Origin of the sequence: Brucella sp. NBRC 14130, assembly GCF_040371715.1 — a bacterium.
Classification (GTDB): domain Bacteria; phylum Pseudomonadota; class Alphaproteobacteria; order Rhizobiales; family Rhizobiaceae; genus Brucella; species Brucella intermedia.
The window spans coordinates 64,143-89,024 of the sequence record NZ_BAABTE010000015.1; the positions used below are offsets into that span (position 1 = coordinate 64,143).

Genomic DNA, 24,882 nt, shown 5'->3' on the forward strand with positions numbered 1-24,882 from the left:
GGGGCGGTGCGATGGAAGGTGAAGACGTAAGCGGCCTTTTTGAGCCGGAACGCAACTCGGTAGCGCTGATTTTCCTTCGCCGTCTCGTCGGATGTACGTTCGAGTATATCTGGACGCCAGCCGGTGGTGCTGCCGGTTCATGTAGTGGCAACGGTGATGTCTACGACATCATCGCCACGCTGATCGAGGTCTTCAATTGGGCAATGCTGGCGGTTATCGCGGCTGTTGCCACATATCTGATCTACGCGGCGCTGAAAGACACGGCTAACGATGGTCAAGCAGGCGGCCGGTCGATGAATCCGAGCTGGACGCTCGTTATGGCGGCTATCGGTGCCATTCTGTGCTTCCCGGCCTTCAATGGCTTCTCTGCCTTGCAGATGGGAACGATGCAGGTTGCCGTGTGGTCCACAGGGCTTGGCGACAATATGTGGCGCAAGGCCGCCGAGAAGATGGCGAACGCCAACGCGGTGGACCGGACGTTCAACATGGTCTTTACCTCCGAAGGTGAAGACGCATGGATGCCTTGGAATGACGAGGAAGGGTCAGAGGGCGATCTTCGCACGAAAATTGCACGCGGGTTGCAACAGCGTGTAGCTGGCGAGTTGTGCAAAGACGGGATTGTTGCCGGCGCGCAGGCGATGGCAACGACTGGCGACACGACGATACGGAGCGCCACGGTCTCGACGCCGGCAACGGCGGACAATGCGCGCGCATCTGAAATGTTGCTGTATCGCGCTGGTGGCGCGTTCGCACAGTCGGTTGGACTGTGCGGCAGCGTCACGGTGTCCTACGTCAACGCCTCGCCTATCGAGGATCGCGGCGGCGGCGATGCCAGCCTTATTCCCGTCAGCAGCGACAGCGAAAAGCAGATCGCTTCGCAGCTTCGCAATTACTCGAATGCGGCCAGCTCGGCCGTCGCGCGGGCGATCATCAACGGTATTGACCAGCGCTCTTCGGCGCTGAAAGCGCGGCTGTTCCCGGCAAGCGGCCAACGCTTGCTTGGCGACGAGCAGGTAACGGCCATCAACGAGGCCGTGCAGGGTATCGCGCAAGAAGCGAAGCAGGCGGGCATGGCGGCCCTCGAACCCGCGCTTCCCGCGATCAAGTCATTGACGCAGCAGGCCATGGCCCGGAACACCGAGAATGGCTGGATGTATGCGGTGCTCTACCAGCGTCTGCTTGCCAGCTCCACCATGGGCCTGACGAATTTAGGCAATAGCGGCATCAGCGTCTCGTGGACGCAGCCCACGACCGATCTCGCCAAGGCTTTCAACTGCGGTTGGATACTCAATGCCTGTGCGGAACAGCTCGACGTGTTCTTTCGGCAATACAAGAACGACATCGACACTATCGACAAGCTGGAGGGTGCGTTTGTCGCCGCTTCGCAGGGGACCAACTCTGCCGGCACCAACGATCAGACGCAGCGGGATGTGGCCGGGGCGACCGGCTGGATCGCTCGCAAGATCGCAGGGCTGTTGAATGGGATGCTGGGCGTCAATTCGGTTGGCGGAGACGGCTGGGTCGATCCGATCCCGCAGATGCAGCAATCGGGCGGCCAGATCATGGCGATAGGCGGTACTATCGCGGCCGTTGGCGCTGGCGGATCGGTCGCCACGTCGATTCCGGGGCCGTGGGCCATCATCGGAAGTATCGTGGAGATGGTCAGCCCCATCGGCTGGCTGCTGCTGACAATCGGTTTCGTGCTGGCGGTGGTCATCCCGTACATGCCGCTGATCTATTTCTTCCTCGCCGCCTTCTCGTGGCTTGTTCTTGCGATTCAGACGATCATATCGGCGCCGCTCGTGCTCATGCAGATGTTCTATCCAAATCGGCAGGGCGGCATAGGCGGAACAAGTCTGGCTCGCATCTTGGTTATACTGTTGGGGCTTTTGCTGCGGCCTGCTCTGATCATCATCGGGCTGGTCTTCTGCATGGCCGCGATGCGCGTTGGCATGGACTTCCTGAACGTCCTGACGCGCAACGCCCTATCGGTGCTGACCTATTCGGGGTCCGGTGGTTTTGGGCTGTCGGTCTCGACCTTGGCGATGGCCGTTGGCGGGTTCTTCATCTATGTTTCGATGGCCTTCGTGCTCGTCTCGACGTGCTGTTCGCTGATCGATGGCGTGGCCGAGTTCGTGATGGACTTGGTTGAAAGTGGCGTCGGCCGACTGGTCACGTCCGAGGCCCGTCAGCGCACCGAAGGGGCGCTTGGAAATCCCGGCGCTGCTGTTGCCACAGGCGCATTGTTGAGCGCCCGTGGCCATCTGGCTGGCACGGCGTCCCGCCAGATCGGGTCCAACGCCCGTCAGATGTGGTTGAACCGCAAAGGCGGCGGTGGCCAGCCCAGAATCGGGAAAGGGTAAGGTATGGCCCCACGCCGCCGCGAATTTGAGGGCGTCGAGCACACTGATGTCGTCAGGCTGGCAACGCGCCGCGAGCGGCACAAGACGCTGTTCGAGCGCATTCGGGATGCGCATAATGACCCGGAAGAGGCCCTGAAACCGTACTTGGTTTTGGGGCTGCTGGCGCTGATCTTCATGTGGGCACCATTCGTCCCGGAGATCATCCTGTTCCTGACGGTGATGATTGCGCTCTCCAATTCGCGTTTCAAGAACCGGCTTTGGGATGCGCCATACCGTGTGCCGCGCGCTCTGGGCTTTAACGCCCCCGGCGCTTTTCTCGACAAATCGACCAACGCCCCCGGCGACGGCATGATCTACCATGGTGTCGGCCGAGGCGCGTTCGCAGGTCAGGAAGTGTGGAGCACTCCGCGCGATCTCCAGACGCACAGACTCGTTATAGGTGGCACCGGTTCCGGTAAGACCGAAGAAATACTTGGTCTCGTATTCAACGCGCTTTCGCTCAATTCCGGCGCGATCCTCGTGGACGGCAAGGCGTCTGCCGACACGCTCAATTCCCTGCGGAAGATCGCGCGCCTGTTCGGCCGCGAGGAGGACTTGCTCGTTCTTTGCTTCATGATGGGGGCAAAAGATTTTTATGGTCAGTCGGATGTCAAACTGACGAACACGTTCAACCCTTTCTCCATGGGATCATCGGATCAGAAATCGACCTTGATGGAGACGTTCATTCCACGCGCAGAGGGGTCGAACAGCGTTTTCGCGCAACGTGCAATGCAGCTCAACAAAGCGCTTCCGCGACCACTGACGCTGCTGCAAGAGATGGGTTACGTCGAGTATAACCCACGGCTTTTGACGGAGTTTTTTCAGCTCAACAACGTTGAAAATCTCGTGTGGTTTGGCCGGTTCCGGGACAAGCACGGCAAGGAAGTCAATCTGCAAAAGGAAGGGAAACACCGCGAGTTCCTGCTGCTCAAACAGGCATGCGCGAGCTTGGAGCAGGTGTTGACCGATCTGCCGGGCTACACACAGGTGATGCCCAAAGAGCCGCCTCCGATGATCGACGCGAACGATACGAAGATCGCTGCCGCGTTGATGGAGGGCGAGTCGTCGGTGGAAGCTCTGTCCAAGGACATGATGACAGCATACCGGAAGCTCGCCGAAGGGGGCTTCGGTAGCGGAGGCGATCAGCAGCAGGGCAATCAGTCGGCCGACGCGACACGCAGCGAGATTTACCGGCAGTGGGGCTACATGACCATGAGCCTGTCGGAACCGGCCGCGATGCTGACCTATACGTTCGGGCATGTATTCAACGCCGAAGTCGGCGAAATCAACATGAGCGACGTTTTTCTGAACCGGCGTCTCGTGTTTGTGATGATCCCGTCGCTGGAAAAGGCCCCGGAAAGCACCCGGTCCCTTGGCAAGGTGACAGTTGCGGCCGTCAAGCAGGTTCTCGGCAACCTGCTCTACAAGCCGCTGGAAGGCGACAGGCGTCAGATCGTTGATGCCTCACCCTCGAAATCACAGATGCCGTACCCGATGATCTTTGACGAATATGGCTACTACGTGGTGGACGGGTTTTCGGTCGCAGCGGCGCAGGCCCGCTCCTTCGGCGTATCATGCACGTTCGGCATGCAGACAACGGATTCGTTGAAGAAAGCTTCGGAGGCCGAGGCGTCCGAAACGATCCAGAATACGACCTTGAGGCATATTGGCCGCTTCGTCGGCGGCGAAGACAGCGATACCTATCGCACAATTCGCGGCTGGGCCGGCAAGCAGCTCACCAGCGGCGTGAAGTCGATGAAGGTGGCTGCTAAGGCTGCTTTCAAGTCTACGACGCTAAGCGACGAGATCGTCTACGAGGAAGAGGATGTGGTGCGCTACCCGGACCTCGCCGGTCAGGAGAACGGCCAGTTTCATTTGATCGTCGGCACGCAACGGCACGATGGCGGGCAGCGTCTCGGCGAGACGAGAACGATCCGCTATATGGCGTTCTACACGGGCGACGTGCCGGAAGTGACGGAGTGGAGGATCAACCACTTTGTTCCCGTGAAGCCCCGCGATGGCGCGAGCATAGAGGCGATCCGTCGCCGCGAGCGGCAAGAGAACCTGCTGACCGAGAGCACGGCGGCGTCCGTGCGGGAATGGTCGCTGACACAGGCCGATGCGGAGAGCCAATACAACGATCATCTTGGCGATGATGCTCTGGCTTATGTGATCGCAGAGGTAGCGATGATGCTCGGTGCCATTGCGCCCAACGCAAGCGCGTTCGGCAAGAGCGGGCCACCGAACAAGTCTTGGAGCATCGAGGAGTTGGCTGAGAGTCTGGAAAAGATGCTCGCCAGCGGCATGTTTCAGAAAGGGGAGGTCGATCTGGCGCTGCGGCTTGCCTTGGAAGCTCTCGAAGAGCGCAGCACGGATGCGATGATCAACAGGAATATAAACAACCTGCAATCGTCGTTGATCGAAGGGTATGCAACATCCATGGGAGCTTGGGGCCTGTCCGACGCGGAACAGAAGCTTGCGCAGAAAGCGTTTGGCATGCTGATCGATGCGCCGCTGCGGCAGTCGCGCTCGTTTGATCTGAGAACGAGCGCCATCGCCAGCAGTACCAAGGCGGCGGCGGACGCGGCAAAGACCCGCCGCTTGGCGGCGGAGTAGAAACTGTCGGATGTGACATATTTGCCATTGCCCACTTTGATAAAACGACTTATATTGTGGGCATAGAAATTACTGTCGTTTGTGGACAGGAGGCGAAAATGAGTTTCTTTCGGAAGAAGGCCGATTGGGCGGAAAAGGGGAAGCTGCCGAGCGTTCTGGACAACTTCAAGCCCGACGCGCTGAACGGCATGTTCCTTGAAGAGCCGCCCACTCCGACCGCTGGAGAAGTGGCAACGGTTGGGTGGCTGCGCAATCTCTTGGTCCATAGCGAGATCGCGCGTCTCGACGCCGCCAAGCGGGCGGCAGAGCAGATCGAGGCGACTAAGGCGCAGACCGCCGCCATTCGTGCTCTTAACGAGACGCAGGCAGCGATCCTCGAAGAGCTGCGGGCACAGCGCCGCAGCACTTAAAGCGTAGCCTGCCGCGTAGCGGGCAGCGGAAAGGAGGCCCCGGACAACCGGGGCCTTTTTTGTACACTGGCAATTGTCGGAAATCGGGTTATACAGTAAAACCAATCCGAAAAATAATGTCGATTTGCTGAGAGAGTGGTGCCAGTCTGGCACTTGGCAAAGGCGAATCGGGCGCAAGGACTAGAGAAAACGAGGGTCAGGCATATGGCGGCAGAGCAGGCAGGCGAAACCACGGCGAGAACCGGAAAGTCCGGGTCTGGCTTCGGCGTTCATGCGATCTGGGCGTTCGCGGCAATAGCTATCATCGGAATTTTGGTCTTCGGCGGCCTTGGGCTGCTGGATCGGTTGCAACCGCCGCAGCAGCAGGCATATGCGCCCCCGCCACCGCCAGTGCCGCAGGGCTATCCGCAACCCTATCCGCAGCCGCAGCCTTACCCACAGCAGAGCTACCAGCAGCCGCCTGTGCCCCAGCCAGCGTATCCGGCTCCTCCCCCGCCGCAGCCGGCAGCGGTTGACCGCACCATATCGAGCGCTGCGCCGCTCACTCCGTCCGCAGGACCGAAACCCGACGACGGGTTCAGGATCACGGACAAGCAGGTTGTCGGCAAGGTGTTCTCGGAAGTCATGCCGCAGTTGCTCACGGTCAGCGACATCCCGTCCGGCAAGCAGGCCACGGACAAGGACACGATCATCATGTTCATGGACCCACGCTGCCCGTACTGCCATGCGGCTCACAAATATTTGAGTGGCAAGTACGCGGTGCGCTACGTGCCGCTGAGCGTGCTCGGTGGCGATGAAGGAACGATGCTGGCGGCCGAGCCGAGCATTCGAGGCGTCGTGAGGTCGAGCAATCCGGCCGCTGCACTGACGAAGCTGATGGACGGCGATGCGTCGGGTCTCGACGTTTCGCCGGACCAGTCTTTGCAGGACAAGATGCTTGGAAACAAGGAGCTGTGGCTGACGCTCGCGGCGAACCTGCCGTCGAAGCAGGCAGCAGTGCCGCTGTTCATGATCCCGCAGAAGTCGGGAAATCTCGCTGTGGTGACGGGATGGACCGATGCCATGCCGCAGGTGATCGACGCGCTGATGGCGCAATAGGGATCAGATATGGGGCTTTTTGAGAAGAAACAGCGACGGTCAGCGGCGACGACACTCCCGACATTCGGGTTTGAGACGTTGCCCGCTCCCGTCGCGCCGTCATTCGCAGAGCAGGAAATCGTCTCCAAGCAGAACTTGATCAAGGCGTTGTGGGCGGTCCTTTTCGTGCTGGTGATCGCAACACTGTTGGCGGGGAACTCTTTGCAGGCCATGGCCAATATCGAACCGTATGTGGTTGACGGTGGGGTATTCGGTTGCCCGGTCCCGATCCTGAACGCAGGGGAGCTATAGGAAGTGCGGGGCAAAGAGCAGATCATCGAAGAGAACAAAGCCCGTCAGGCAATTTTGAGGAACATGAACGTGTTCCTCGTCCTGCTGGTGATCGCGAATGTGATCATAGGGGTGCATCTGGCCCAGATACTTTACGGGCGGTTCGTCAAGTACCCGGAGACGGCGTTCCTCGGAACGACAGACGCACAGAGCGTGTGCGCGCCAATCGGCCTCGATGAGCCGATGGTGTCGGACGCTGTTGCGCGCGATTTCGCCGTCGAGGCCGTTCGCGCGATCCAGACCTATGACTGGTGGTCGTGGCGCGAGCAGATCAACAAGAACACGGCCGACTACATGACGCTCGACGCCCGCAACAGCTACAGGCTTTCGGTTTCGGAATGGGGCATCATCGCGGACGTTGCCCGGCGCTTTCAGGTGGCGACGGCCCAGCAGCGCGGCCCGGCGGTTATCACTTCGCAAGGCGTGGTGACAGCGCCGAACGGCCTGCCGCGCTACGAGTGGGAGGTCACGGTGCCGACCATGCTCGTTTATCGAAATTCGAGCGACCGTCGCGTGGAGAACCGCGATTTCTACGCTCGTGTCGTGCGCACGGCAAAATCCCCGCTGAATCCCAAGGGGATCGCGATTGGCCGCCTGATCTCGTCGCAGCCGGTGTCAGGCTCGACAGGTCCGGCAGAGGCGGGGCCTTTGCCGCCAGCAGCGCCAGCGCCAGCGGCCACCAGTCAGAACGACGCCAGTGCGGGGCAGGCGAAGCCATGAACAGCACCTTCTATCGCACGATGATCGTCGGCATGAGCGCCCTCTTCGGCCTGATGGCGACGAGCGCGATTGCGTTGACGGCGGACACCTACTGGATACGGCCGGTCTACAAGTTCGTCTGGCGGGAGAGTGGCACAGAAGCGGAGTGCAACGGCTCTGTGCTTCGCCGCCCGGAGATCAGCACAGCGCGCGTGGTGGACTTCGCGGCCGACGCGGCCGTGTCGATCAACTCGTACGACTACTACAATCAGTCCGTGACCGTAGGCTCGGCCCTGCGGCAGTATTTCACGGCCGCAGGCTCGGACGTCTATGTCGCCGAGCTGAATCGCACTGGCTCGCCGATGGCGATCCGGTCGAACTTTGTGACGCAGACTGCCTATAAGGTAAGGACGCCGAACATCAAGGAAGAGGGGTACATTGGCAACCGGCACTACTGGAACGTCGAGGTTCCGTTGGTGGTCTTTCGGGAATCGAATGCGGAGACGACCAATCAGTTGTTGTTGTTGACGATGCTCATAGTCGAGTTGAAGCCATCGCCCGCCAATCCTAACGGGATTGGTATCGACAGTATTCGGGTGACGCCAATGATAGGTCTGGAAGGGTGACATGAAGAAACTGGCCGCTACCGCCGCCGCTCTACTTGCAAGCGCGTCCATTTCCTTTGCGCAGCAAGCGGGGCAGAACACGGACGTGCAGATCACAGCGCCGATAGGCGACGGGCAAAATTCAGGCCCAATAGTGCGGCCTGCGCCAAACGACGATGCGTTGCCTGCCGGCACGGTCCCGGATAGCGCCCAGCTTCCGGCAGGATCGCAGGAGACCTCGACAAAGCCGACACTGCCGCCGCGCAAGCTGACGAAGGAAGAGCTTGATGCGATCCGGCAGGGGATGGTCGATCAGTCGGTGGGGACGATGTTGAAACCGGACGAGGTAGGCCGGATCAGGGATGCTGCGCTGGGATCGCAGAGTGCGGCGGTGCGGCCGACCTATTCGGAAGACCCATATCCGCAAGCGACCCCGCGCGTGGTCAACGCCGCCAAGACGCCCATGCAAACGCCGCCAACTGTGAGGCTGGCGTTCGGATTGCAGACGCCGGTCACGTTTGTGGACAGCAATGGTTTCCCGTGGCCGATTGCGTCGGTTACGTACAACCCGGCGATGCTGGCACAGGACGGGAATGGCTGCGGCAACAACAATGCCGCCGCACAGTCCGTCGATGGCTCCCGGCCGACGACGATCAACCTGACGCCGTGCTATTTCGAAGTCTTCGGCAACATCAATGTTGCCTTGCAGGATTGGACCTTTCCAGTGGTTCTGGTCACTCAATCCGGTTTCAGGCCGAAAGGCGGCGGCGCGGTCTCGGTGGACATGCCGCTTACGGTGGTCATCGAAGGCCGCTCGCCGCTGGCGGAGAAGGTCAAGCCGGTCTCGATCAAGAAGCGCACGGGATCGCAGAATTACGCCAAAAAGCAGCGCGGGCCTGTGGTTACTGGCGATGATGATCTGGCGTTCTACATCAGCGGCCGGCCGCCACGCGGGGCGCGCTCGGTCGGGATCGGCGCACCGGGCGTTCGCGGCTATGTCGCCCCCGATGGCGATCTCGTGGTGGTCGGGCGGATCGAGATGCTGACGCCACACTATTCGTCTCGCGCCTCAACGCCGGATGGCGAGAAGGCGTATCGTTTCGATGGCGTGCCGTACCGCGTGTTTTTCTCCGACAGAAACGGCACCGAAGTCGGTGCCACGGTTTCGTTCTAAGGAAGGGGCTTTCTCATGGTCAGCAAAGTAGTGATCGGAGCGGGCGTAGCGACCGTATTGGCGGTGGGCGCTGGCGCTTATCTGCTGTCGCAGAATGCCGTCATCGACAGGGGCGCTGGAACGGACAGTTCGCTGCCTGCGGCGAGCAACGTGCCGAAGAACGACCAGATGACGCCTGTTCCGCCGACCGACGCCGACCGTCGAGCGACGGTCAATCAGGAGGACGCGCAGCGTGCGCGTCAAGAAGACCGCGACTATCAGGCCCCCACGGTTATCACGCAGACCGGACCGGCAGACCAGCCGGACATCCCGGTCTTGCCGGAAAAGAAGGAGCCTGAAATTCAGGAGCGCATCATCAAGGAGCGGCATGACCGCACCGTCTATGTCACGCGCGTTCCGGTCGAGCAGCCGGTGGACGATGCCGAAGCTAAAGCAGGCATAAACGATCAGATCAAGAAGCTGATGACGTTGAGCACGGGGGCCGCCGCTGACAAAAACGCTGTCAGCATGGCGAGCAACACCTATGCCAAGCCAGAAGAGAAGAAGGAACCCGTTGCGGCGGGTAACGGACAGAGCAAAGGCCCGCCGCCCCGGAAGAGCAGGATGTTTGCTCGCACTGGCGACGTGATTTTTGCCAGACTGGATCGCGGCTTCAATAGTGATGACCCCAACGCGCCGATCCTCGTGACGCTGGACGATGTGATCTACGATCCGGTGCGCGGGCAGCGGCCGGGACCGCTGACCGGAATGCGCCTCGTCGGGCAAATCCAGTATTCCGGCGAACAGTCGGCGATCAACTTCACCAAGATTGTGACACGCGATGGTCACGAGTTCACGACAAACGCTATCGCGATCTCGGAGAGAGAGGCGCGCACAGGCGTTGCCACCGATGTCGATCGGCACACCCTGCAACGGTGGTCAGGGCTTCTCGTAGGCTCGCTTATTCAGGGTGCCGGGCAGGTCGCGAACGAGCTGGTGCGGGGCAACCGCACGATCACGGTCAGCGACGGCGTGGTGGTATCCGGCGCGAACAATGTGAACTACGGCCAAGCGGCCGTGGCGGCGTTGCAGCCGCTCGGCAACAACCTCGCGTCGATAGCACAGCAGCAATTTGCTCGCCCCCATACGATGACGGCCCCGGCCGGCACTGGTGTCGGGATAGTATTTCTTGCTCCGGTCATTCTGCCGGAAGGTCTCAACTGATTAGGACGAGAGGCGGGCGAAGATGGAGAATGCAAAGCTCGAAGACGGCGCATCGGCCTTCTACACATTCCTGTCGGACATGGCGAATATCATGCCGATTGCATTCGGCTTCATCAGCCTCGCCGTATGTTGCTACACGGGTTACAACATCTGGTACATGGTCCAGAACGAGCATAGCCGATCAGGCAACGGTACTTTGTACGGCAACGTTGTCGGCTTCGGTTTCGGGGCACTTCTTGGGATCACAACTGTCGTAACATACGCGCTTTCGCGCATGTGGAGTTAAGGGGCGCACTGACATGGCGGACTGGTCGGAGCAGGATTATGAAAACCTCGTCACTCAATACGGCCAGAGGGCGGTAGACGAGGCCGAGGACGCCTTGGCGGCGATGGAAGCCGCAGGGCGCTGGGTCAGCGAGCTGGAACGCCCTGATCCCCAGCAACAGCCGGACGGCGGGTATTACAGTTCCGAAGACGATCTTAAACAGCAAAGGACGGCCCTTGCTCGCGCGGAACGGTCGTTGGAACGGACAACAGAGCGCGTCCGCTCATTGCTGAAAGCAGATCATCCCGCGCTGAAAGCGATGGTCGCGGCGGACGCCGAACTGTCAGCCCATTTTAGTGAAGCGCTGATCGAGGGTCAGCGCAACCGGGAAGCTCAACGGCTGGCCGACAGCATCGTGTCGCTGTCGCAACAGCATGCCACAGCGCCACGACTGGTGGACGAGATCGACGCGGCGGCCGTCAAGGCGGGCAATCTTGGCGCGCGCCAGATAGAGGCGCTTACAACTGCGGAGGAAGACTACCGTAGGGAACTTTTCAATCTGGCGCGTGCCGGCTTTGAGGAACGCCGGCAGGCAGCGTCAGAGGCCAATGCTGGGATGATTTTCGAGGATCGAGCGCTCAATCCGGGTTTGAGCGAATGGTTGGAGGCGGAGGCCGGCTATATGGCCGTGCTGGACGACCGGGACGCCATGCGCAAGGCGTACGGTCAGGGCAATCCGCCAAGTCCGCAGGAGTGGAGCCGTCTTGAAGATCGGATCGTGGCCGCAAAGATGACGGCCGACATCGCGCGATCCGGGCTTCGAGAGACCGTAAATCCGACGAGCAACGACAAGGCGCTGTTCGCCGCAGTTCGTGCTCTTGGCCTGACGATCAGCAAGCGCGAAGATGAATATCGGATTACGCAGCCTAATCTCTCTCGCGAACGTTCGGAGGCGGTGGCCTATTACACGAGTGACCGCGCCGATGCGTGGGGCACGGCCTCCGCGATGGCGCGTAGCAGTACGCCGGGCACAGATGCAACGCCGGGCAGTGCGGCAAACCCTATCCAGATCGGCCACACGGCCGAGCAGCAGCTTCGGTATGCGGTGTCGTCGTCAGCGGCAGTTGAAGCATCGGAGGTCGAAGCGCTTCGGCACCAGTTCGCCCGCACCGATTTCAACTATCCGTACTCTGACGATCCGACCATGCGAGATCGCGGACGCAAGGAAGTCGAAGCTGCAAAAGAGGCGTTTGAGACATTCGCTGCGCGCTCGCCGGCTCACGCTGCGGCGGCATCGGCGGAGTGGGATCGGGCGACCGATCTTATCACGCCGCCGAAGGGGTATGTGCGCGAAGCTGATCGAGCGGCCGAAGTGTCGGCTAACGAAGAGGCTAAACGGCTGGCCGACAACATCGTGTCGCTCGCTGCGCGCCACGCCGCCGCCCAGCCGGTGCCCGGCACTCCCGAAGCGCCCATCCAGATCGGTCACACGGCCGAGCAGCAGCTTCGGTATTCGCAGCGCCGCAACGGTCGGGAGATATTCCAAAGCGATCCTGATCCACAAGCGTTGTTCGATGAGCTGTACAGCGACGTGACAAGGACGGCCGACAGCATTCCGCTTGGCGCGCTGGAACGGCATGCGGAAGCCCGGTTGCAGCAAAGTTATGCGGTGCTGGCGTTGATCGAGCAGGCACGAGCTTATGGGATTCTCCCGGAAGCGGCTAACTTCGAAGCAACCGGTGCGCAGGTGCAGGACAAGCGCGCGCAGCGCGATTTCCCTGCGGCACATCGTCTGCCGTGCGACATGAAGCTGGTAGAGCCGAACGGCAGGGAAAATCGGCTGTCGGATTTCTTCGAGATAGGGCTGCACCGGGCATGGATCGAAGGGAACATTTTCGCTCCCACCGACAGGGTGCACCGAATGGTGAACGTGGCCGATCAGTGGTGCGAGGACGCCGGCATGAAAAGGTCGCTGGTGGACGCATCAAATGCAGTCCTGCATGGCCGTATGACGGCGAATGAGGCAATGGAGAAGGTTATCAAGCCCGGCTATCAAGAGGCCATTGCAAAGGCGACGGCCAAGGTCGAGCGGAATTTCTCATTCATGGAACGGCAGGCGCTCGCCTTCCGTATCGTGGATCGCGATGGTCAGCCCTACAAGTCGGTTGACCCTAAGCTCACACTCAAAGTGAAGGGGCTGGAGAGCCGCGCCGCCGCCAAGGATGCAATCGAACGGACACTCAAGGCTTATGGGAGCGTGCAGGACGTTTCGTTCCAGCAGCGGATGCAGACCGTTTCGTCTGTGTCCGCAATTGTCGAGAATGAACGTCGCTTGGCGATGGGCACTAAATCCGGCCGCCGCAACGAATTGACGCCGGGCACGGCGCGCGTGGAAGCCGTGCTGGCGCAGGAAGAGGCCGAGCAGCGGCTTGCGAAGGAGATGGCCGCGATCAAGCAGCTCGCGGCAAAGGCGCAGCAGGCTGCTAACGCAGCGCAGGATGTCACCCGGCCGATGAGCGCTCGCGCCCAAGCCCTCGGTGACGCCGCCACCTACAGCGAGCACATGAAGGTGGCATGGGCCACGCTGCAACAGAAAACGGGACCGCAGATCATGAAGCGGCTGGAGGGCCGGCTGTCGGGCACTGGTCCTCACGCGGAAGCACCGCGTCTGAAAATCAGCGCTGCTCTTCAAACGCCGCTACCCGAGATGAGGGAGACAGCGGAGCGCATAGAAACGCTTCGGGAGCGCTTCGAGCACGACGAACGCCGCGACCGCGACCGCCGCCACCAGTACGACCATAGGCCCGGCTACGGGCCAACGATGAATTGAGGCTCGCTATGGCAGGGAAAGAAGACCCAAAGGCGAGACGCATCGTATTTACCCCGGAGCTGGACGGCCGCCCGAACGTGCGGGGGCTAATTGGCAAGGCGCTGGAAAAGGCCAACGGTAGTGCCGCCTTGGCGGCTGCATTCGATACAACGCTGAAACAGCGTGAGAATGTCATCAACAGCTTCGGGTCGGTGCACTATGAAACGACCCTTGAGGGTATCAGCAAGGAAGTGACCCTGCCGGACTGGCTCTACGCCGTCGAGGCAGGAAAGGAGGGCGCATGACGGCCATGAACAGATTTGCTGACCAGTTTTGCGATCTCGGCGGGTTCGACGCCGAGAATCCGCGGCCGGTCCTGTTCGCCCATGATGGATCGGATGTCACACTGGTCGAGATCATGGGCACGAAATCGATTGTTTCTGACGACGAGTATGTGAACGCGATGATCAACAGATTTGCGGCCGAGATGGCGCAGATCATGAAGTCAGCCGGCCACAACATCATCATCAGCTACGAAAGCTCCTACAATGCCGAGCAGGTGATCGACAGGCACCTTGCGCGGCAGCGCCACAACGCGGAGCTGAAACAGTTGCGCGTCGATACGGTGCTTGAAGAGACGCGCGCGGTTCTCCTGAAACGCGCCCTAAACGAGCGGATTGTGTGCGCCTTGGTCTCTCGGCCACAGGCAGCGAACAACCGCGAGATCATGACCCAGAAGAGGGAACGGGATAAGGCGGTCCTCGAACTGCCGGCGATGAAGTCGGCCATGAACCCCTATCTGGAGTTCAAGGCGCTGGATGCTCCCCACAGGGCGTTTGTATCGGCATTTATGGAGACGCTGGGGCGCTGTAATGTGGTGGCGAAGGTCATTGGCCCCGACGAGCACGGAGCGCGTGCTGACATCGCTGCTATCCGTCAGGGGATACTTTACCACGAGACGCCGGACGATTGGGTGCCTCACGAGGCCGGCGCGGTCAAGTATCCGCCCATGAAGGGCCGTTTCGATAGCGATGTGTCGGATTTCTTCGCGCAGCCGCTCGCCAAGCAAATCCTGTCGTCAGCGCCCACAATTGCACCCGACATGCGTCGGATCGCATGGGGCACGCGCCAGTTTTCAGTTTGTCAGGTGCTTAGGTTCCCGAAGAACCTGCGGCCGTTCAACATCCTGATCAACAGGCTCAATCGGAGCAAACAACCCTATCGGATTACCCTGCATCTCGAAGCGCTCAACCAGAACGACAAGAGCAAGATCAAGATGCGTCAGGTTTTTGCGCAGCTTCTCGGCATCATGAATGGCACGACGAAGCTGCTCGGCAAAAACCTGCGGGTCATCAACGATGCGCTTAACTCGGACGAAGAGGCCGTGGTGCGAGCAAATATCGTCGCGACCACGTGGATCGAGCCGGGGGAGCGCGAGGAAGAGCTGCCGCGCCGCGCCTCGTCGCTCATGAGTGCGATCCAGTCATGGGGAGACTGCACGGTGTCGGACAGCCCGTCCGATCCGGCCCGGACGCTCACCGAGACAGTGGCGGGCATGACCGCGACGGCGAAGAGCTGGCGCGGCACACTGGCCCCGATTTCAGACCTTTCGGTCATCATGCCGTTCCACAGGACTGCGCCGATCTTCGACAGCGGAGACAGCCTGTTCACGTCGCTGGATGGCAATCTCATGCCTCATAGGGCATTCGCCCCGGAGCAGCCGGCGTGGCTGACGCTTGTTTCTGCCGGCATGGGTTCGGGCAAGTCGGTTCTGACGAACCGAATGAACTTCGATCTGTGCGCCTACAGGTCCGGCAGCGAAATGCCGTTTCTTATGGTCGCGGACGTTGGCGTGTCGTCGTCGGGCTGCATGAACTTGCTGCGCGCGCTGCTCCCGGCAGAGCGGCAGGGCGAGGTCATGTACATCCGCCCGCAGAACACGGTCGAGTATGCCGTCAACCCCTTCGAAATATCGCTGGGTTGCCGTGCGCCGCTCGACCGCGAGCAGGTGTTTATCCATAATTTCCTGATGACGGCTATCCCGATGAAGGACGAGCTGCTGCCGCAGCTCATTACCCGCATCATCGGGCGCATCTACGAGATCAAGTCCGACATCTCGATGGATTCGAAGCCGAACCGCTGGCAGGCCAACGTCGATCCCGATCTGAACGACGCGGCCCGCGCGGCCGGCATCGAGCTTAGCGAAAAAACCCGCTACTGGACGCTGGTAGACGAGTTCATGCGCCGTGGTAACTTCAAGATGGCGCAGCGTGCCCAGCGCTACGCCGTGCCCCGCATGAAGGACATTGCGACCGTCATCGCCGATCCGCAGATGAAGGTCGATTTCGACCCGCGCATGATCGAGAACCTGCAACGGCATCTGGAATCAATCGAGTCGCAGTATCCGATGTTCACGTCACATACGCGCCTCGACACGGGGCCGGCCCGTGTGATGGCTGTTGACTTGCAGGACTTGGTGTCCACCGCGACCAGTGAAGAGGTCATGCGTAAGAACACCCTCATGTTCTTGGCGACGCGGCAGATATTCATCGCAAAGATCGCCGGGCACCGGGACGATCTGCCGGCGATGACGTTCCCGAAGTCCGATCCCGATTTGCTGCGTATCTACAACGACTATTGGACCCGCCAGTTCACGTTGATCGCGGAAACCCCGAAACGCCTGATGATGGACGAATATCATCTCACCGGGAACGTGGACTACATCAACCGGGTGGTCGAAGCGGACTGCCGCACAGGCCGCAAGTGGAACCTTGAAGTCGTGTTGGTCAGCCAGAAGCTGCCCGACTTCAACACGCTGACAGCCATTGCGAGCACGGTTTTCGTCCTCAATTCTGACTCGGCGGAATCGCGCGAGCAGATCATGAAAACGATGGGTGGTACGGAGGCCGTGGACGAGGCGTTGATGCGCCACGTGAACGGCCCGGATAAGACCGACCCGTCCAAGGGCGCGAACGTGCTTGCGATGTACAAGCTTCGCAACGACGAACAGCGCTGGGTGATCTTCAACAATGCCCTTGGCATCCGCCTCTTGTGGGCGCTTTCGACCAAAGCAGAGGATCGCGCGGTGCGCGATGAGCTGTATTCTCGCGTCAGTTTCGAGCGAGCACTAGATCTTCTGGCGCGCCGGTTCCCGGAGGGGACCGCGTTGCCATTCTGGGAAGATATGGCAAGGCGCAGGACGCGCGCGAGCGACAAGTCTCTGGCTTCGGCCGTGGTGGACGAAATCATGAAACTTGACATGGCGCAGCCATTGCCGCAGGCAGCGGAATAGGGATATAACAGCAGCAACGACTATAAAATCGTAGCTGTTATCGTTGTAAAACGTTTTGAGATGGGGTATCAGCCGAAGAGATGGTGTCGGCGCTGGTTTGCGAAGGAGCAAGGGCATGAAGAATAGCGTCATGATGGCGGCCCGGAAGGCCCGCGATGTGTATCTGGGGGCACTCGCCTTCGGCTCGGTTTATCTGTCGGGGGCAGTGGAAGTGTTGGCGCAGGCCGACCCGAAAGCGCCGCTGGAATTTCAGAAACAGGCACAGTCGGCCGCGCAGAACTCGCGACTGAACCCTGACTCGGCGAAGTCGGGCTTTGAGAATCTGGCAGGTGTCGCGCTCTATGGCGCGAGCGCTCTAAGCCTCTTGTTCGCCGGTTATTCGCTTTACCAGTGGTGGGAAGCGACGAACAACGAGCAGAGCCGCAACAACGCGGGCCGGTCGTTCATGGCCGCGTGCATTGCTGGCGTCATCGGAATTGTCGGCATTTTCGTAGGTTGGGTCCAGAATATCGGCCTTGGCAGCGGCGGCTAACAGGGACGTGCAGCGGACGAAAAAGGCCCCGGAATCCGGGGCCTTTTCTTTTGCCGGCTGGGCCGAAAATAAAGTCAAAAAAAAGCCCGGCGAACCGGGCTAGTCAGGCTTGGGAGAAGGGCGTCACGCCGCTGCGGCCAAGCAGCGCTGGAAGGAGATAATAGCGTCAGGCCATCTTTCGGTGGCGGCGATGTGAGCCTTGGTCTCCAGCCTCGTGATCTGATCGCGAATGCGATCTCGTTCTAGGTAAAGCTCTTCGAGGGGAACAACGTATTGGTCAATGAAAGCCTGATCGACTTCGGGAAGAGACCGCATCCAATGTGTCATTTCGAGAGCTACCTTGTTGGTGTTAGCGATATAGGTTACATATATTGATGTCTGAAACCGAAACCGTTGTCAATATAGGTCAGCTATATCAATGTCAGAAGCGGAAAAGCCGCCGATCCGTAAGGAAAGAACCCTGTCGCCGTGGCAGGCGCGCGCGCGCGCCACGGGCCTGCAACAGAAGACGCTTGCGCAGATCACCGGAAGTCAGCCGATTGTCGTGAGCCAGCAACTCCGGGGGTTCTATGGTGAAAAGGGAGAGCCGCCGCGCTACATCGCGGCGCTGGTTGTCGCGTGGGAGCTTATGAGCATCGAGCAGCGCGAAGAGTGGCTTGCACAGCTCGGCACCCGCAATGCGTCGGTCGTCTTGCCTATCTCCGGGGACCAGATCGCCCTATGCGAGCAGATCAGGAATCGCCGGGAGGCGCTGGGCTTGACCCGCGAGCAGGTGGGTAATGCCGTAGGCGCGACCCGTCACCAGATCAAGGCGCTCGAAGACGGCGTAGACGCGCCTCTATCGTTCGCCCTCGCCGTTGCGAGCGCTGTTGGTCTTTCGCTCGTCGGTGAGCGCACGGCCGCGCTCCAAGGGATCGTAGGACGCAACGTGGAAGAGCCACGGCCGGGCACCTTCGATGACATGGAAGAGGAACAGTCGGACGAACCGGAATATGAGATAGGCGACGAATTGCCGGACGACATCGAGATCGGCCGGTAGCCCATGGTCGAACGTCTGGACATAAAGCTCTACGATCAGCAGGTGGGCGTGCTGGAGAAGACCCATGACGGCCCGGTGCTGATCTACGACGAGGGCTGGATCGCAGCGGCGCAGGCCGGCAAGGGACATGCTCTGTCGATCTCCCTGCCCATCACAAAACGAGAATACGGGCCAAGGGAGACCACAGCCTTTCTAGCGGGCCTCCTGCCCGATTCTGAGGCCCATAGGCGCGAGATAGCGCGTCTGTTCGGTAGAGAGGACGCCAACGACTATTTCGAGCTGCTGCGCGCCATTGGGCGCGATTGTGCCGGTGCGGTGGTGTTCACGGACGCGGCCGACAAGTATGCCGCGATCCGCGAGCGGCCGGGCCTCCTGAAAATGGACGAGGCGGAGCTTGCGGAGCGGCTGCGCAACCTGCCCAGAGCACCCCTCATGGATGACCCGGATGTCGGCACTCGCATATCCTTGGCTGGCGCACAGGCCAAGATGGCTGTGGTGGTGACGGGAGGCGCTGTCGCGCTGCCAGTCAATGGGTTCCCGTCATCGCATATCCTCAAGATAGACATTCCTCTCTTGCCGGATTCCATCCGCACGGAGCATTTCTGTCTGCGGCTGGCGAAAGCCTGCAACATCAGCGTGCCGAAGTCGTCGCTCCATCAGGCCGAAGACATCGTGTATATGCGCATCGGCAGGTACGACCGCCGACAGCAGATCAAGGCCGATGGCCGCTCGACGCTTCACAGGGTCCATCAGGAAGACTTGTGTCAGGCGATGGGGGTCCATCCAGAGTTCAAGTACGAGAACCGGGGCGGACCATCATGGCGCGACTTTGCCGGGTTGATGCGCTATATGCACAGCCCCGCCGTGGATCAGGCGGGCATGCTGGACAGGGCGCTGTTTCAATACCTAAGCGGCAACCCCGACGCTCACGGAAAGAACTACTCGATCCGCTACACGCCGAGAGGCGAAATGGGGCTGTCGCCACTCTACGATCTCAACAACCAAGCGTGCCTTGCGAAGCACTATCAGAGCATCATGCCGCGCATGGCGATGGGCGTCGGCCGCAAGCGCGGGTCCGACAACCCGGTGGCGCGGGAGGACTACAGGCCGAACATCACCCGCGATCATTGGGTCGAGTTCGCGAACGATATTGGCATGCCGGCTTCACACGTCCTGCGCAAGCTGGATGAAATGGCGACCCGCATATCGTCGGCCGTCGAGAGCTTGCGGGAGGAAGCCCGTCACCGCATCGACGACACACCGCTACTGGACGCGATCAAGGAAGACATTCAAGGCCGCGCCGACGCGGTGTTGCGCGGCGTGCCGGAACCGCCGCTGCCCAATCAGCGCCCGGATCGCCCGCAGAACTGGACAGCCGGACCACGATTGTAGGGGTTAGGTCGGCGTCCTCGCCGGAAGTTCTGACCACGCATAGTCATCGAACGGCTCCTTGTAGGATTCCGGTCCGAAATGGAGGGGGCCGCGATATGGTGAGATGCGTGACAAGTCTCGGTCATCGTCAATCGCGAAGGTAATGTGGGGTCGGTAGGTGGGGTAATCCCAGCTCGCGCCGGCCCGGCGAAACTGAGCATGGCGGCGGCTCAATTCCCTGCAACTGAAAGTCAGCACGGCCACGCCTCCAAACCGGCAGACAAGTCGCCGACCTTTTCGAACGATGAGATCGCCATTATCGCATTCAGGGAGCGGTTGCCGGATCGGCTCGCGGCTGAGTGCGACTGTCACGTGGAGAGCTGCGGCCGGGATCGGCTCGCGAAAGCCTTCATGCGCAGCCCATTCGAGAAGGCCGCTATAGTCGAAGAGCGGCCGGCTTACGAACAAGGGGCGGCCCGCGATGCCGGCTCCGGAGTGTTTCATGATCGCAAGGGCCGAACGGCATAGTCTTTCTTGGCAACGCCGCTCGATGCCGCTCCCACCACGGCCGCCCGCACCCAAACGGCCTTGTGCTCAAGCCTACGGATATGCCCTCGCCGCAGGTGCATGCGGGGCGAGGCGTGCGTTCCGCCGCCTGATCCGTCGCCGGGTTGGGCGCTCGGCCGCTCGCCTGACAACGTGAGCACTTTGTAGGAGAAAAACGGCTGCTTTCCCTTGGCGATCCTCGCCTTGTTCAACTTCGGGTTAGCGCCGATCTCGGCCGTCGCCACGTTCTCGCAGTTCAAGACGGCGCATGCCTGCATCAGTGCCAATACCTCGTCGCGGGAGTCGCTTGAGATCGAGAAAAAGCCCTCGTCCCTGTTATGACCGTACATGGTGTCAAAGTGTTCCGGCTGTATGATGAAAGGCTCACTGTCGAATTTCTGGACCTTCTTGCCGATCAGGCCAGCCTCTTTCAGCGCCTCATAGGCCCGGTTGGACAGGCTGTTGGTCGGTGTGTCGGCATCAACCGGGGTGAAGGTATTATCGTACGGGATGAACGAGCCACCTAAGCCTGCCGTCCACATCGAATGGTCATCGAACCATGCCACAGGCAGAACAAAAACACCGCCTTGCGGTGCCCGGTCGAGAATGGAGTTCAGACCCACGGCCCGAAGCGCAGCGGGCGTAGCCTCCGGTTCCCAGCAAAGCGCTATTCGGCGGGAAGCCGTTACCTGCTTGATCCCGCCAAGGGTTTCTATGGGCCTCTCTGTCTTCCACGGTATCTCCAGCGCCACGACTGGATAGGGGAGGCGAAACAGGTCCAAATGTGCTTGAGAGAAGGAGTCTACGTCCAGCAGCATGCCGCAGTTCGGCAGGATGAATTTCACCGAGTTCTGCAACAGGCCGATTATGGCATTTATGGCCTGCTTGGACTGGACGAACGCCGGCTGGGTTCTCGACAGAAGGAGCTTTAAATCTTCAATCGCGTGAGCGCAGTAGTTGAGCGCTACAACGCCTTCTTCGTGTTCATCGACCGTTCTGTCGTTCATTGTTCCGTGCGTCCAGTCGCTAGGCGATGCTCGTATTCGCGACCAATCTGGCGCGCCGTTGTACCGGCGATCTCCAGTAGGTGCTAAAGAGCGATGAGGGGAAAAACCGATGTTTACCCCTCAAAAAGTGAGGCGAAAACCCGACGAGGGGCTTTCAATATAATTACACATCATTATATGATGCGCAAATGGTCCCTTTGCACATCAGGACACGATGATGGTCGAGTACATATGGCAGGCTCAAGACTGGCCGAATTTCCGCTGGGATGAGACCGGCATCGCTGAAAAGCTTCAGCGCATCCGTCACAAGCAGGGCAACATAGGCGGTCGTGTTGAAGCGCTCGGCTTCAAGCAGCGCGAAAAGATGCTTATGGACACGCTCACGAGCGACATTGTGAAATCTTCGGAGATCGAGGGCCAGGTGCTCGACCCGGAGGCGGTTCGATCATCCGTCGCCCGTCGCTTGGGTATCTCCTATGAAAAGCCGGTAATGGCGGACAGGAACGTCGAGGGCGTCGTGCACATCGCGCTCGACGCTGCTCTAAATCCGAACGAGCGCCTGTCGGATGAGCGGCTGTTTCAGTGGCACGCCGCACTGTTCCCGACCGGCCGAGACGAATGGGGTCGGCCGCTTACGGTCGGGAAGTGGCGCGACGACAAGCTCGGACCTATGACCGTGCAGGACGGTCCTGCCGGCCGGGAGCGCATCTACTATGTCGCTCCGCCTGCTTCGCAGGTTCCGCAGGAGGTCGAGCGTTTCCAAAGTTGGTTCGAGGATCGGTCGTCGGCCGATCCTTTGATGAAAGCGTCGGTGGCCCATCTCTGGTTTGTGGCGATCCATCCGTTCGATGACGGCAACGGACGGATCACGCGCAACATCTGCGATCTCGCGCTCGCGCGAGCGGACTACAACTCGATGCGTTTCTACAGCATGTCCACCCAGCTCAAAAAGGAGCAAAAGGGCTACTACGCAGCGCTTGAGGCGACGACGAAGTACCCGCGCACCGATCTGACCGAATGGAACCGGTTCTTTCTCGATTGCCTCGAAAAGTCGATTGATAGCACGTCCTTGGTGCTCGATAACGTCCTGCGGCAGACCCGGTTCTGGGAGCACCACAGGGGCGGGTTCAATGATCGCCAGATCAAGATGATCGGTCGGATTTTCGACGGCTTCGAGGGCAAGGTTACAACCGAGAAGTGGTCGAAGATCACAAAGAGTTCCACCGCGACGGCCGGCCGCGATCTTGAAGAGCTGGTGAAGCGCGGCGTGCTTCGCGTCGAAGGCGTTGGTAGGGGAACGCATTACATCCTCATAGAAGAGCCAGAGGGGACCGCTGGCGCGGCTGTCGTCGTGCCGGGGACACAACGCCCACGCCCGGAGCTAACGCCCGGAATGGCCCGTATTCTGGCCGAGAAGGCATATGGAGACGCGATGGGATGGCTCTCGGCCGAGCGCGCGAAGATCGTAGAGCAGATCAAGCCCGGCCTTGCAGCGGTACAGAAGGCGTCGAGCACGGCGGAGCCGCAGGAATCTCGCTTCGAGGCGCTGCGGGATGCGGCGCGCATCCAAGGCAACGTTCTCGTGTCGTGGTCGAACGTGGTGCAGGAGGGGAGAGAGGTCGCACGCCAGCTCGCCCGCGATCTGGAAGATTGTCGGCCCTATGACGGAGACCGGCTTGCGAGATTCAATGATGAACTCGGCGCGATGCCGGAAGCCTACCAAGGCTTTGTCGAAGAGCTGTCGCGGGTGAAGTCTGCGGTGGAGCGGAGCGCAGGGGCACAGCAGACCATTCAACGCTCAAGCGGGCCGGGCTTCGATTAGACGAGCCATCACCATAGTTGCTCGCTGGTCAACAGCATGCAGTCGCCATCGACCTGTTTGGCCGCGATGGCGATTTCGCGGGCGTCGTGCCGCGAAACGAAGCGGCCGGCACTGGTGAGAAAGCCCTGCTGGTCGGGTGTGACCAACTGGCCCGTGACGCGATGGATGGTTGTCAGAAGAGAATTGTGCCGCGCGGGCGGCGGTTGGCTAACGATCAAATCATCAAGCCGAACCGCCGCAGCGACGATCCGTTCATGGGGCTGTCGGCGTCTAAAAAACATCGGTACGTCTCAAAGTGCCGCCGTCAAGCGCTGCTTGAAAGTCCGATCACGAGGTAGGTGAAGAACGGCGCAAGTATCGCAACGGCGATCAGTTTGAACAGGACAAACGGAACCGAAAAATAGAGAGCAATAGGCAGCGAACAGGTAATAGCCACTGCCATTGGTAAGGGAAAATGATCGCATAAGAAGCGCGCCAGCGCGAGCATGCCAGACATGACAAGTCCGCTATAGCGGAGCCAATAGTCTAGGGTCGTGTTCATCGTATTTCTCCTGAGCTACGCGATCTTCTTGGGTGGATTGGCTTTGACGCTGCGCTCCCATTCTTCGAGCTGTCGTCGCGCCGTGGCCTCCTGTTCCGGTGTACGTGGGGGTATCGTGTCGGCCATCTGCGTCCAAGTATCCACGTTGAGGGCGTCTGCCAGCGTCTCACCGACAACTGCTACGCCGTTGCCGACGATCTCGCCAGCGATCTTCGCGCGCTCACGGGTCATGATCGTCTCCTTGAAGGTGCATCCCTAACCTAGTTGGACTCGACGCGGATATGGTTCCGCTCGAAGGTCTGTGCGGAGCAAGTGCCCGCAGCGTAGCCGTGCCAGACGATAGCGAGCGGGTCGAGTATCCATGACACTGTTCCATCGGACCAGTCGCCAGCCTTGACGCGGCGACCGTCCCGCTTTCTGACGTAATAGTCGGGGCGATAGGTCAGAGTCGGTTCTAGATCGGGCATTGTCGCCTCCAAAGCTTACCAGCGGCCACCAGTAAGCCAGAAATTGAAATTGTCAGGGAAAACACCTGCCGGGCAGGAACGGCGGCCCGCCTTCGTTTTGCGCATCCACGCTACGAAATCGGGGTAGAGTGGATGCTGAGCGGCGGTGTCGCGGATCGCGTTCTGTTCCCTCTGGAATTTCCAGTCGGAGAAGGCTGACGCTTCGACCAGCAAGCTGTTCATGGAAGCGCAGTAGCGCGCATATTCGGGGAAAAGCGGGTCCGCCCGATCCCTCTCGGTCACGAGCGGTTGGCGAGGCGGAAGAGCAGCAGCGGACATTTCCATTGTGGGTCTCCAAGCTGTTTTGCAGGGACTAATCGGCCGTCCCCAACTGCCGGCGCTCGGCGCGAGCTTCGGCGCTGTCGTACCAGTTTCCAACTTTCGCCATTTCGCGGGCGAAAGCGCGTTCTTCCTTCGTTGGATGCCTATTCTCGAAGAGGCGGTTTGCGTAGTAGACGCGATCCATATTGCGCTGACGGGCATGCCAGTAGGCCAAGGAAGCATCGCGATCTGGACCGGCCGGTGCAGTCGCGGCGGCAAAAACCTCACGTTTTACACGCGCCCGCAGGCCGTCACATTTCACGGTGCTGCGGATGTCGATCCTGTTCATGGTAG

General features: G+C 60.4%; 25 protein-coding genes. 17 read left to right on the forward strand and 8 right to left on the reverse strand.

Annotated elements, in window-relative coordinates; genetic code table 11:
* Positions 1–11 precede the first annotated feature (11 nt).
* From ABWW28_RS22955 to ABWW28_RS23030, 16 genes are all read left to right on the forward strand, one after another.
* The gene (locus ABWW28_RS22955) at positions 12–2,363 is read left to right on the forward strand and encodes a DotA/TraY family protein (protein WP_353392373.1); all 2,352 of its coding nucleotides are present in this window, start codon (positions 12–14) and stop codon (positions 2,361–2,363) included.
* A gap of 3 nt (positions 2,364–2,366) precedes the next feature.
* Entirely contained in the window at positions 2,367–5,018 is a 2,652-nt protein-coding gene (locus tag ABWW28_RS22960) for a type IV secretory system conjugative DNA transfer family protein (protein ID WP_353392375.1), read from the forward strand.
* A 98-nt stretch (positions 5,019–5,116) separates the two neighbouring features.
* The gene (locus tag ABWW28_RS22965) at positions 5,117–5,428 is read left to right on the forward strand and encodes a hypothetical protein (protein WP_353392377.1); all 312 of its coding nucleotides are present in this window, start codon (positions 5,117–5,119) and stop codon (positions 5,426–5,428) included.
* 204 nt (positions 5,429–5,632) lie between these two features.
* Entirely contained in the window at positions 5,633–6,526 is an 894-nt protein-coding gene (locus ABWW28_RS22970) for a hypothetical protein (protein WP_353392379.1), read from the forward strand.
* Positions 6,527–6,535: 9 nt separating this feature from the next.
* Entirely contained in the window at positions 6,536–6,817 is a 282-nt protein-coding gene (locus ABWW28_RS22975; protein WP_353392381.1) for a hypothetical protein, read from the forward strand.
* A gap of 3 nt (positions 6,818–6,820) precedes the next feature.
* The gene (locus ABWW28_RS22980; protein WP_353392383.1) at positions 6,821–7,576 is read left to right on the forward strand and encodes a DotI/IcmL/TraM family protein; all 756 of its coding nucleotides are present in this window, start codon (positions 6,821–6,823) and stop codon (positions 7,574–7,576) included.
* Positions 7,573–8,181: a DotI/IcmL family type IV secretion protein gene (locus tag ABWW28_RS22985; protein WP_353392385.1), complete on the forward strand. Its 609-nt coding sequence runs from the start codon at positions 7,573–7,575 to the stop codon at positions 8,179–8,181. Before ABWW28_RS22980 ends, ABWW28_RS22985 begins: the two co-directional genes overlap by 4 nt.
* A 1-nt stretch (position 8,182) precedes the next feature.
* Complete coding sequence (locus tag ABWW28_RS22990; protein WP_353392387.1) at positions 8,183–9,334, forward strand: DotH/IcmK family type IV secretion protein; 1,152 nt, start codon at positions 8,183–8,185, stop codon at positions 9,332–9,334.
* Positions 9,335–9,349: 15 nt separating this feature from the next.
* Complete coding sequence (locus ABWW28_RS22995) at positions 9,350–10,537, forward strand: DotG/IcmE/VirB10 family type IV secretion system protein (protein WP_353392389.1); 1,188 nt, start codon at positions 9,350–9,352, stop codon at positions 10,535–10,537.
* Positions 10,538–10,559: 22 nt separating this feature from the next.
* Positions 10,560–10,823, forward strand: coding sequence for a hypothetical protein (locus ABWW28_RS23000; RefSeq protein ID WP_353392391.1), 264 nt, complete (start codon positions 10,560–10,562; stop codon positions 10,821–10,823).
* 13 nt (positions 10,824–10,836) lie between these two features.
* Positions 10,837–13,632, forward strand: coding sequence for a hypothetical protein (locus ABWW28_RS23005; RefSeq protein ID WP_353392392.1), 2,796 nt, complete (start codon positions 10,837–10,839; stop codon positions 13,630–13,632).
* An 8-nt stretch (positions 13,633–13,640) separates the two neighbouring features.
* Positions 13,641–13,916: a hypothetical protein gene (locus ABWW28_RS23010; protein ID WP_353392394.1), complete on the forward strand. Its 276-nt coding sequence runs from the start codon at positions 13,641–13,643 to the stop codon at positions 13,914–13,916.
* Positions 13,913–16,903: a putative type IV secretion/conjugal transfer ATPase gene (locus ABWW28_RS23015; protein WP_353392395.1), complete on the forward strand. Its 2,991-nt coding sequence runs from the start codon at positions 13,913–13,915 to the stop codon at positions 16,901–16,903. Before ABWW28_RS23010 ends, ABWW28_RS23015 begins: the two co-directional genes overlap by 4 nt.
* Positions 16,904–17,018: 115 nt before the next feature.
* Positions 17,019–17,435, forward strand: a complete 417-nt coding sequence (locus tag ABWW28_RS23020) for a hypothetical protein (RefSeq protein ID WP_353392396.1) — start codon at positions 17,019–17,021, stop codon at positions 17,433–17,435.
* 418 nt (positions 17,436–17,853) lie between these two features.
* The gene (locus ABWW28_RS23025; RefSeq protein WP_353392397.1) at positions 17,854–18,474 is read left to right on the forward strand and encodes a helix-turn-helix domain-containing protein; all 621 of its coding nucleotides are present in this window, start codon (positions 17,854–17,856) and stop codon (positions 18,472–18,474) included.
* A 3-nt stretch (positions 18,475–18,477) separates the two neighbouring features.
* Positions 18,478–19,866: a type II toxin-antitoxin system HipA family toxin gene (locus tag ABWW28_RS23030; protein WP_353392399.1), complete on the forward strand. Its 1,389-nt coding sequence runs from the start codon at positions 18,478–18,480 to the stop codon at positions 19,864–19,866.
* A gap of 3 nt (positions 19,867–19,869) precedes the next feature.
* Here ABWW28_RS23030 and ABWW28_RS23035 read toward each other — a convergent pair whose 3' ends face one another.
* Together ABWW28_RS23035 and ABWW28_RS23040 are read right to left on the reverse strand one after the other, a co-directional pair.
* Entirely contained in the window at positions 19,870–20,349 is a 480-nt protein-coding gene (locus ABWW28_RS23035; protein WP_353392401.1) for a phage prohead protein, read from the reverse strand.
* A complete protein-coding gene (locus ABWW28_RS23040; RefSeq protein WP_353392403.1) occupies positions 20,346–21,398 on the reverse strand; it encodes a hypothetical protein in 1,053 nt (350 codons plus the stop codon). The genes ABWW28_RS23035 and ABWW28_RS23040 overlap by 4 nt, the downstream gene beginning before the upstream one ends.
* A 217-nt stretch (positions 21,399–21,615) precedes the next feature.
* Here ABWW28_RS23040 and ABWW28_RS23045 point away from each other — a divergent pair, with 217 nt between their 5' ends.
* Positions 21,616–23,220, forward strand: coding sequence for a Fic family protein (locus ABWW28_RS23045; RefSeq protein WP_353392404.1), 1,605 nt, complete (start codon positions 21,616–21,618; stop codon positions 23,218–23,220).
* A gap of 8 nt (positions 23,221–23,228) precedes the next feature.
* Here ABWW28_RS23045 and ABWW28_RS23050 read toward each other — a convergent pair whose 3' ends face one another.
* The 6 genes from ABWW28_RS23050 to ABWW28_RS23075 are packed head-to-tail and all read right to left on the reverse strand — an operon-like array spanning position 23,229 to position 24,877.
* Positions 23,229–23,501 (reverse strand): Y16D family protein, encoded by a 273-nt coding sequence (locus tag ABWW28_RS23050; RefSeq protein ID WP_353392406.1) that lies wholly within the window; start codon positions 23,499–23,501, stop codon positions 23,229–23,231.
* Positions 23,502–23,524: 23 nt separating this feature from the next.
* Entirely contained in the window at positions 23,525–23,761 is a 237-nt protein-coding gene (locus tag ABWW28_RS23055) for a hypothetical protein (protein ID WP_353392408.1), read from the reverse strand.
* A gap of 15 nt (positions 23,762–23,776) precedes the next feature.
* The gene (locus ABWW28_RS23060) at positions 23,777–23,992 is read right to left on the reverse strand and encodes a hypothetical protein (RefSeq protein WP_353392410.1); all 216 of its coding nucleotides are present in this window, start codon (positions 23,990–23,992) and stop codon (positions 23,777–23,779) included.
* A 29-nt stretch (positions 23,993–24,021) separates the two neighbouring features.
* Complete coding sequence (locus ABWW28_RS23065; protein WP_353392412.1) at positions 24,022–24,228, reverse strand: hypothetical protein; 207 nt, start codon at positions 24,226–24,228, stop codon at positions 24,022–24,024.
* Positions 24,229–24,243: 15 nt separating this feature from the next.
* Entirely contained in the window at positions 24,244–24,552 is a 309-nt protein-coding gene (locus ABWW28_RS23070) for a hypothetical protein (RefSeq protein ID WP_353392414.1), read from the reverse strand.
* A 28-nt stretch (positions 24,553–24,580) separates the two neighbouring features.
* Positions 24,581–24,877, reverse strand: coding sequence for a hypothetical protein (locus ABWW28_RS23075; RefSeq protein WP_353392416.1), 297 nt, complete (start codon positions 24,875–24,877; stop codon positions 24,581–24,583).
* Positions 24,878–24,882: the final 5 nt, after the last annotated feature.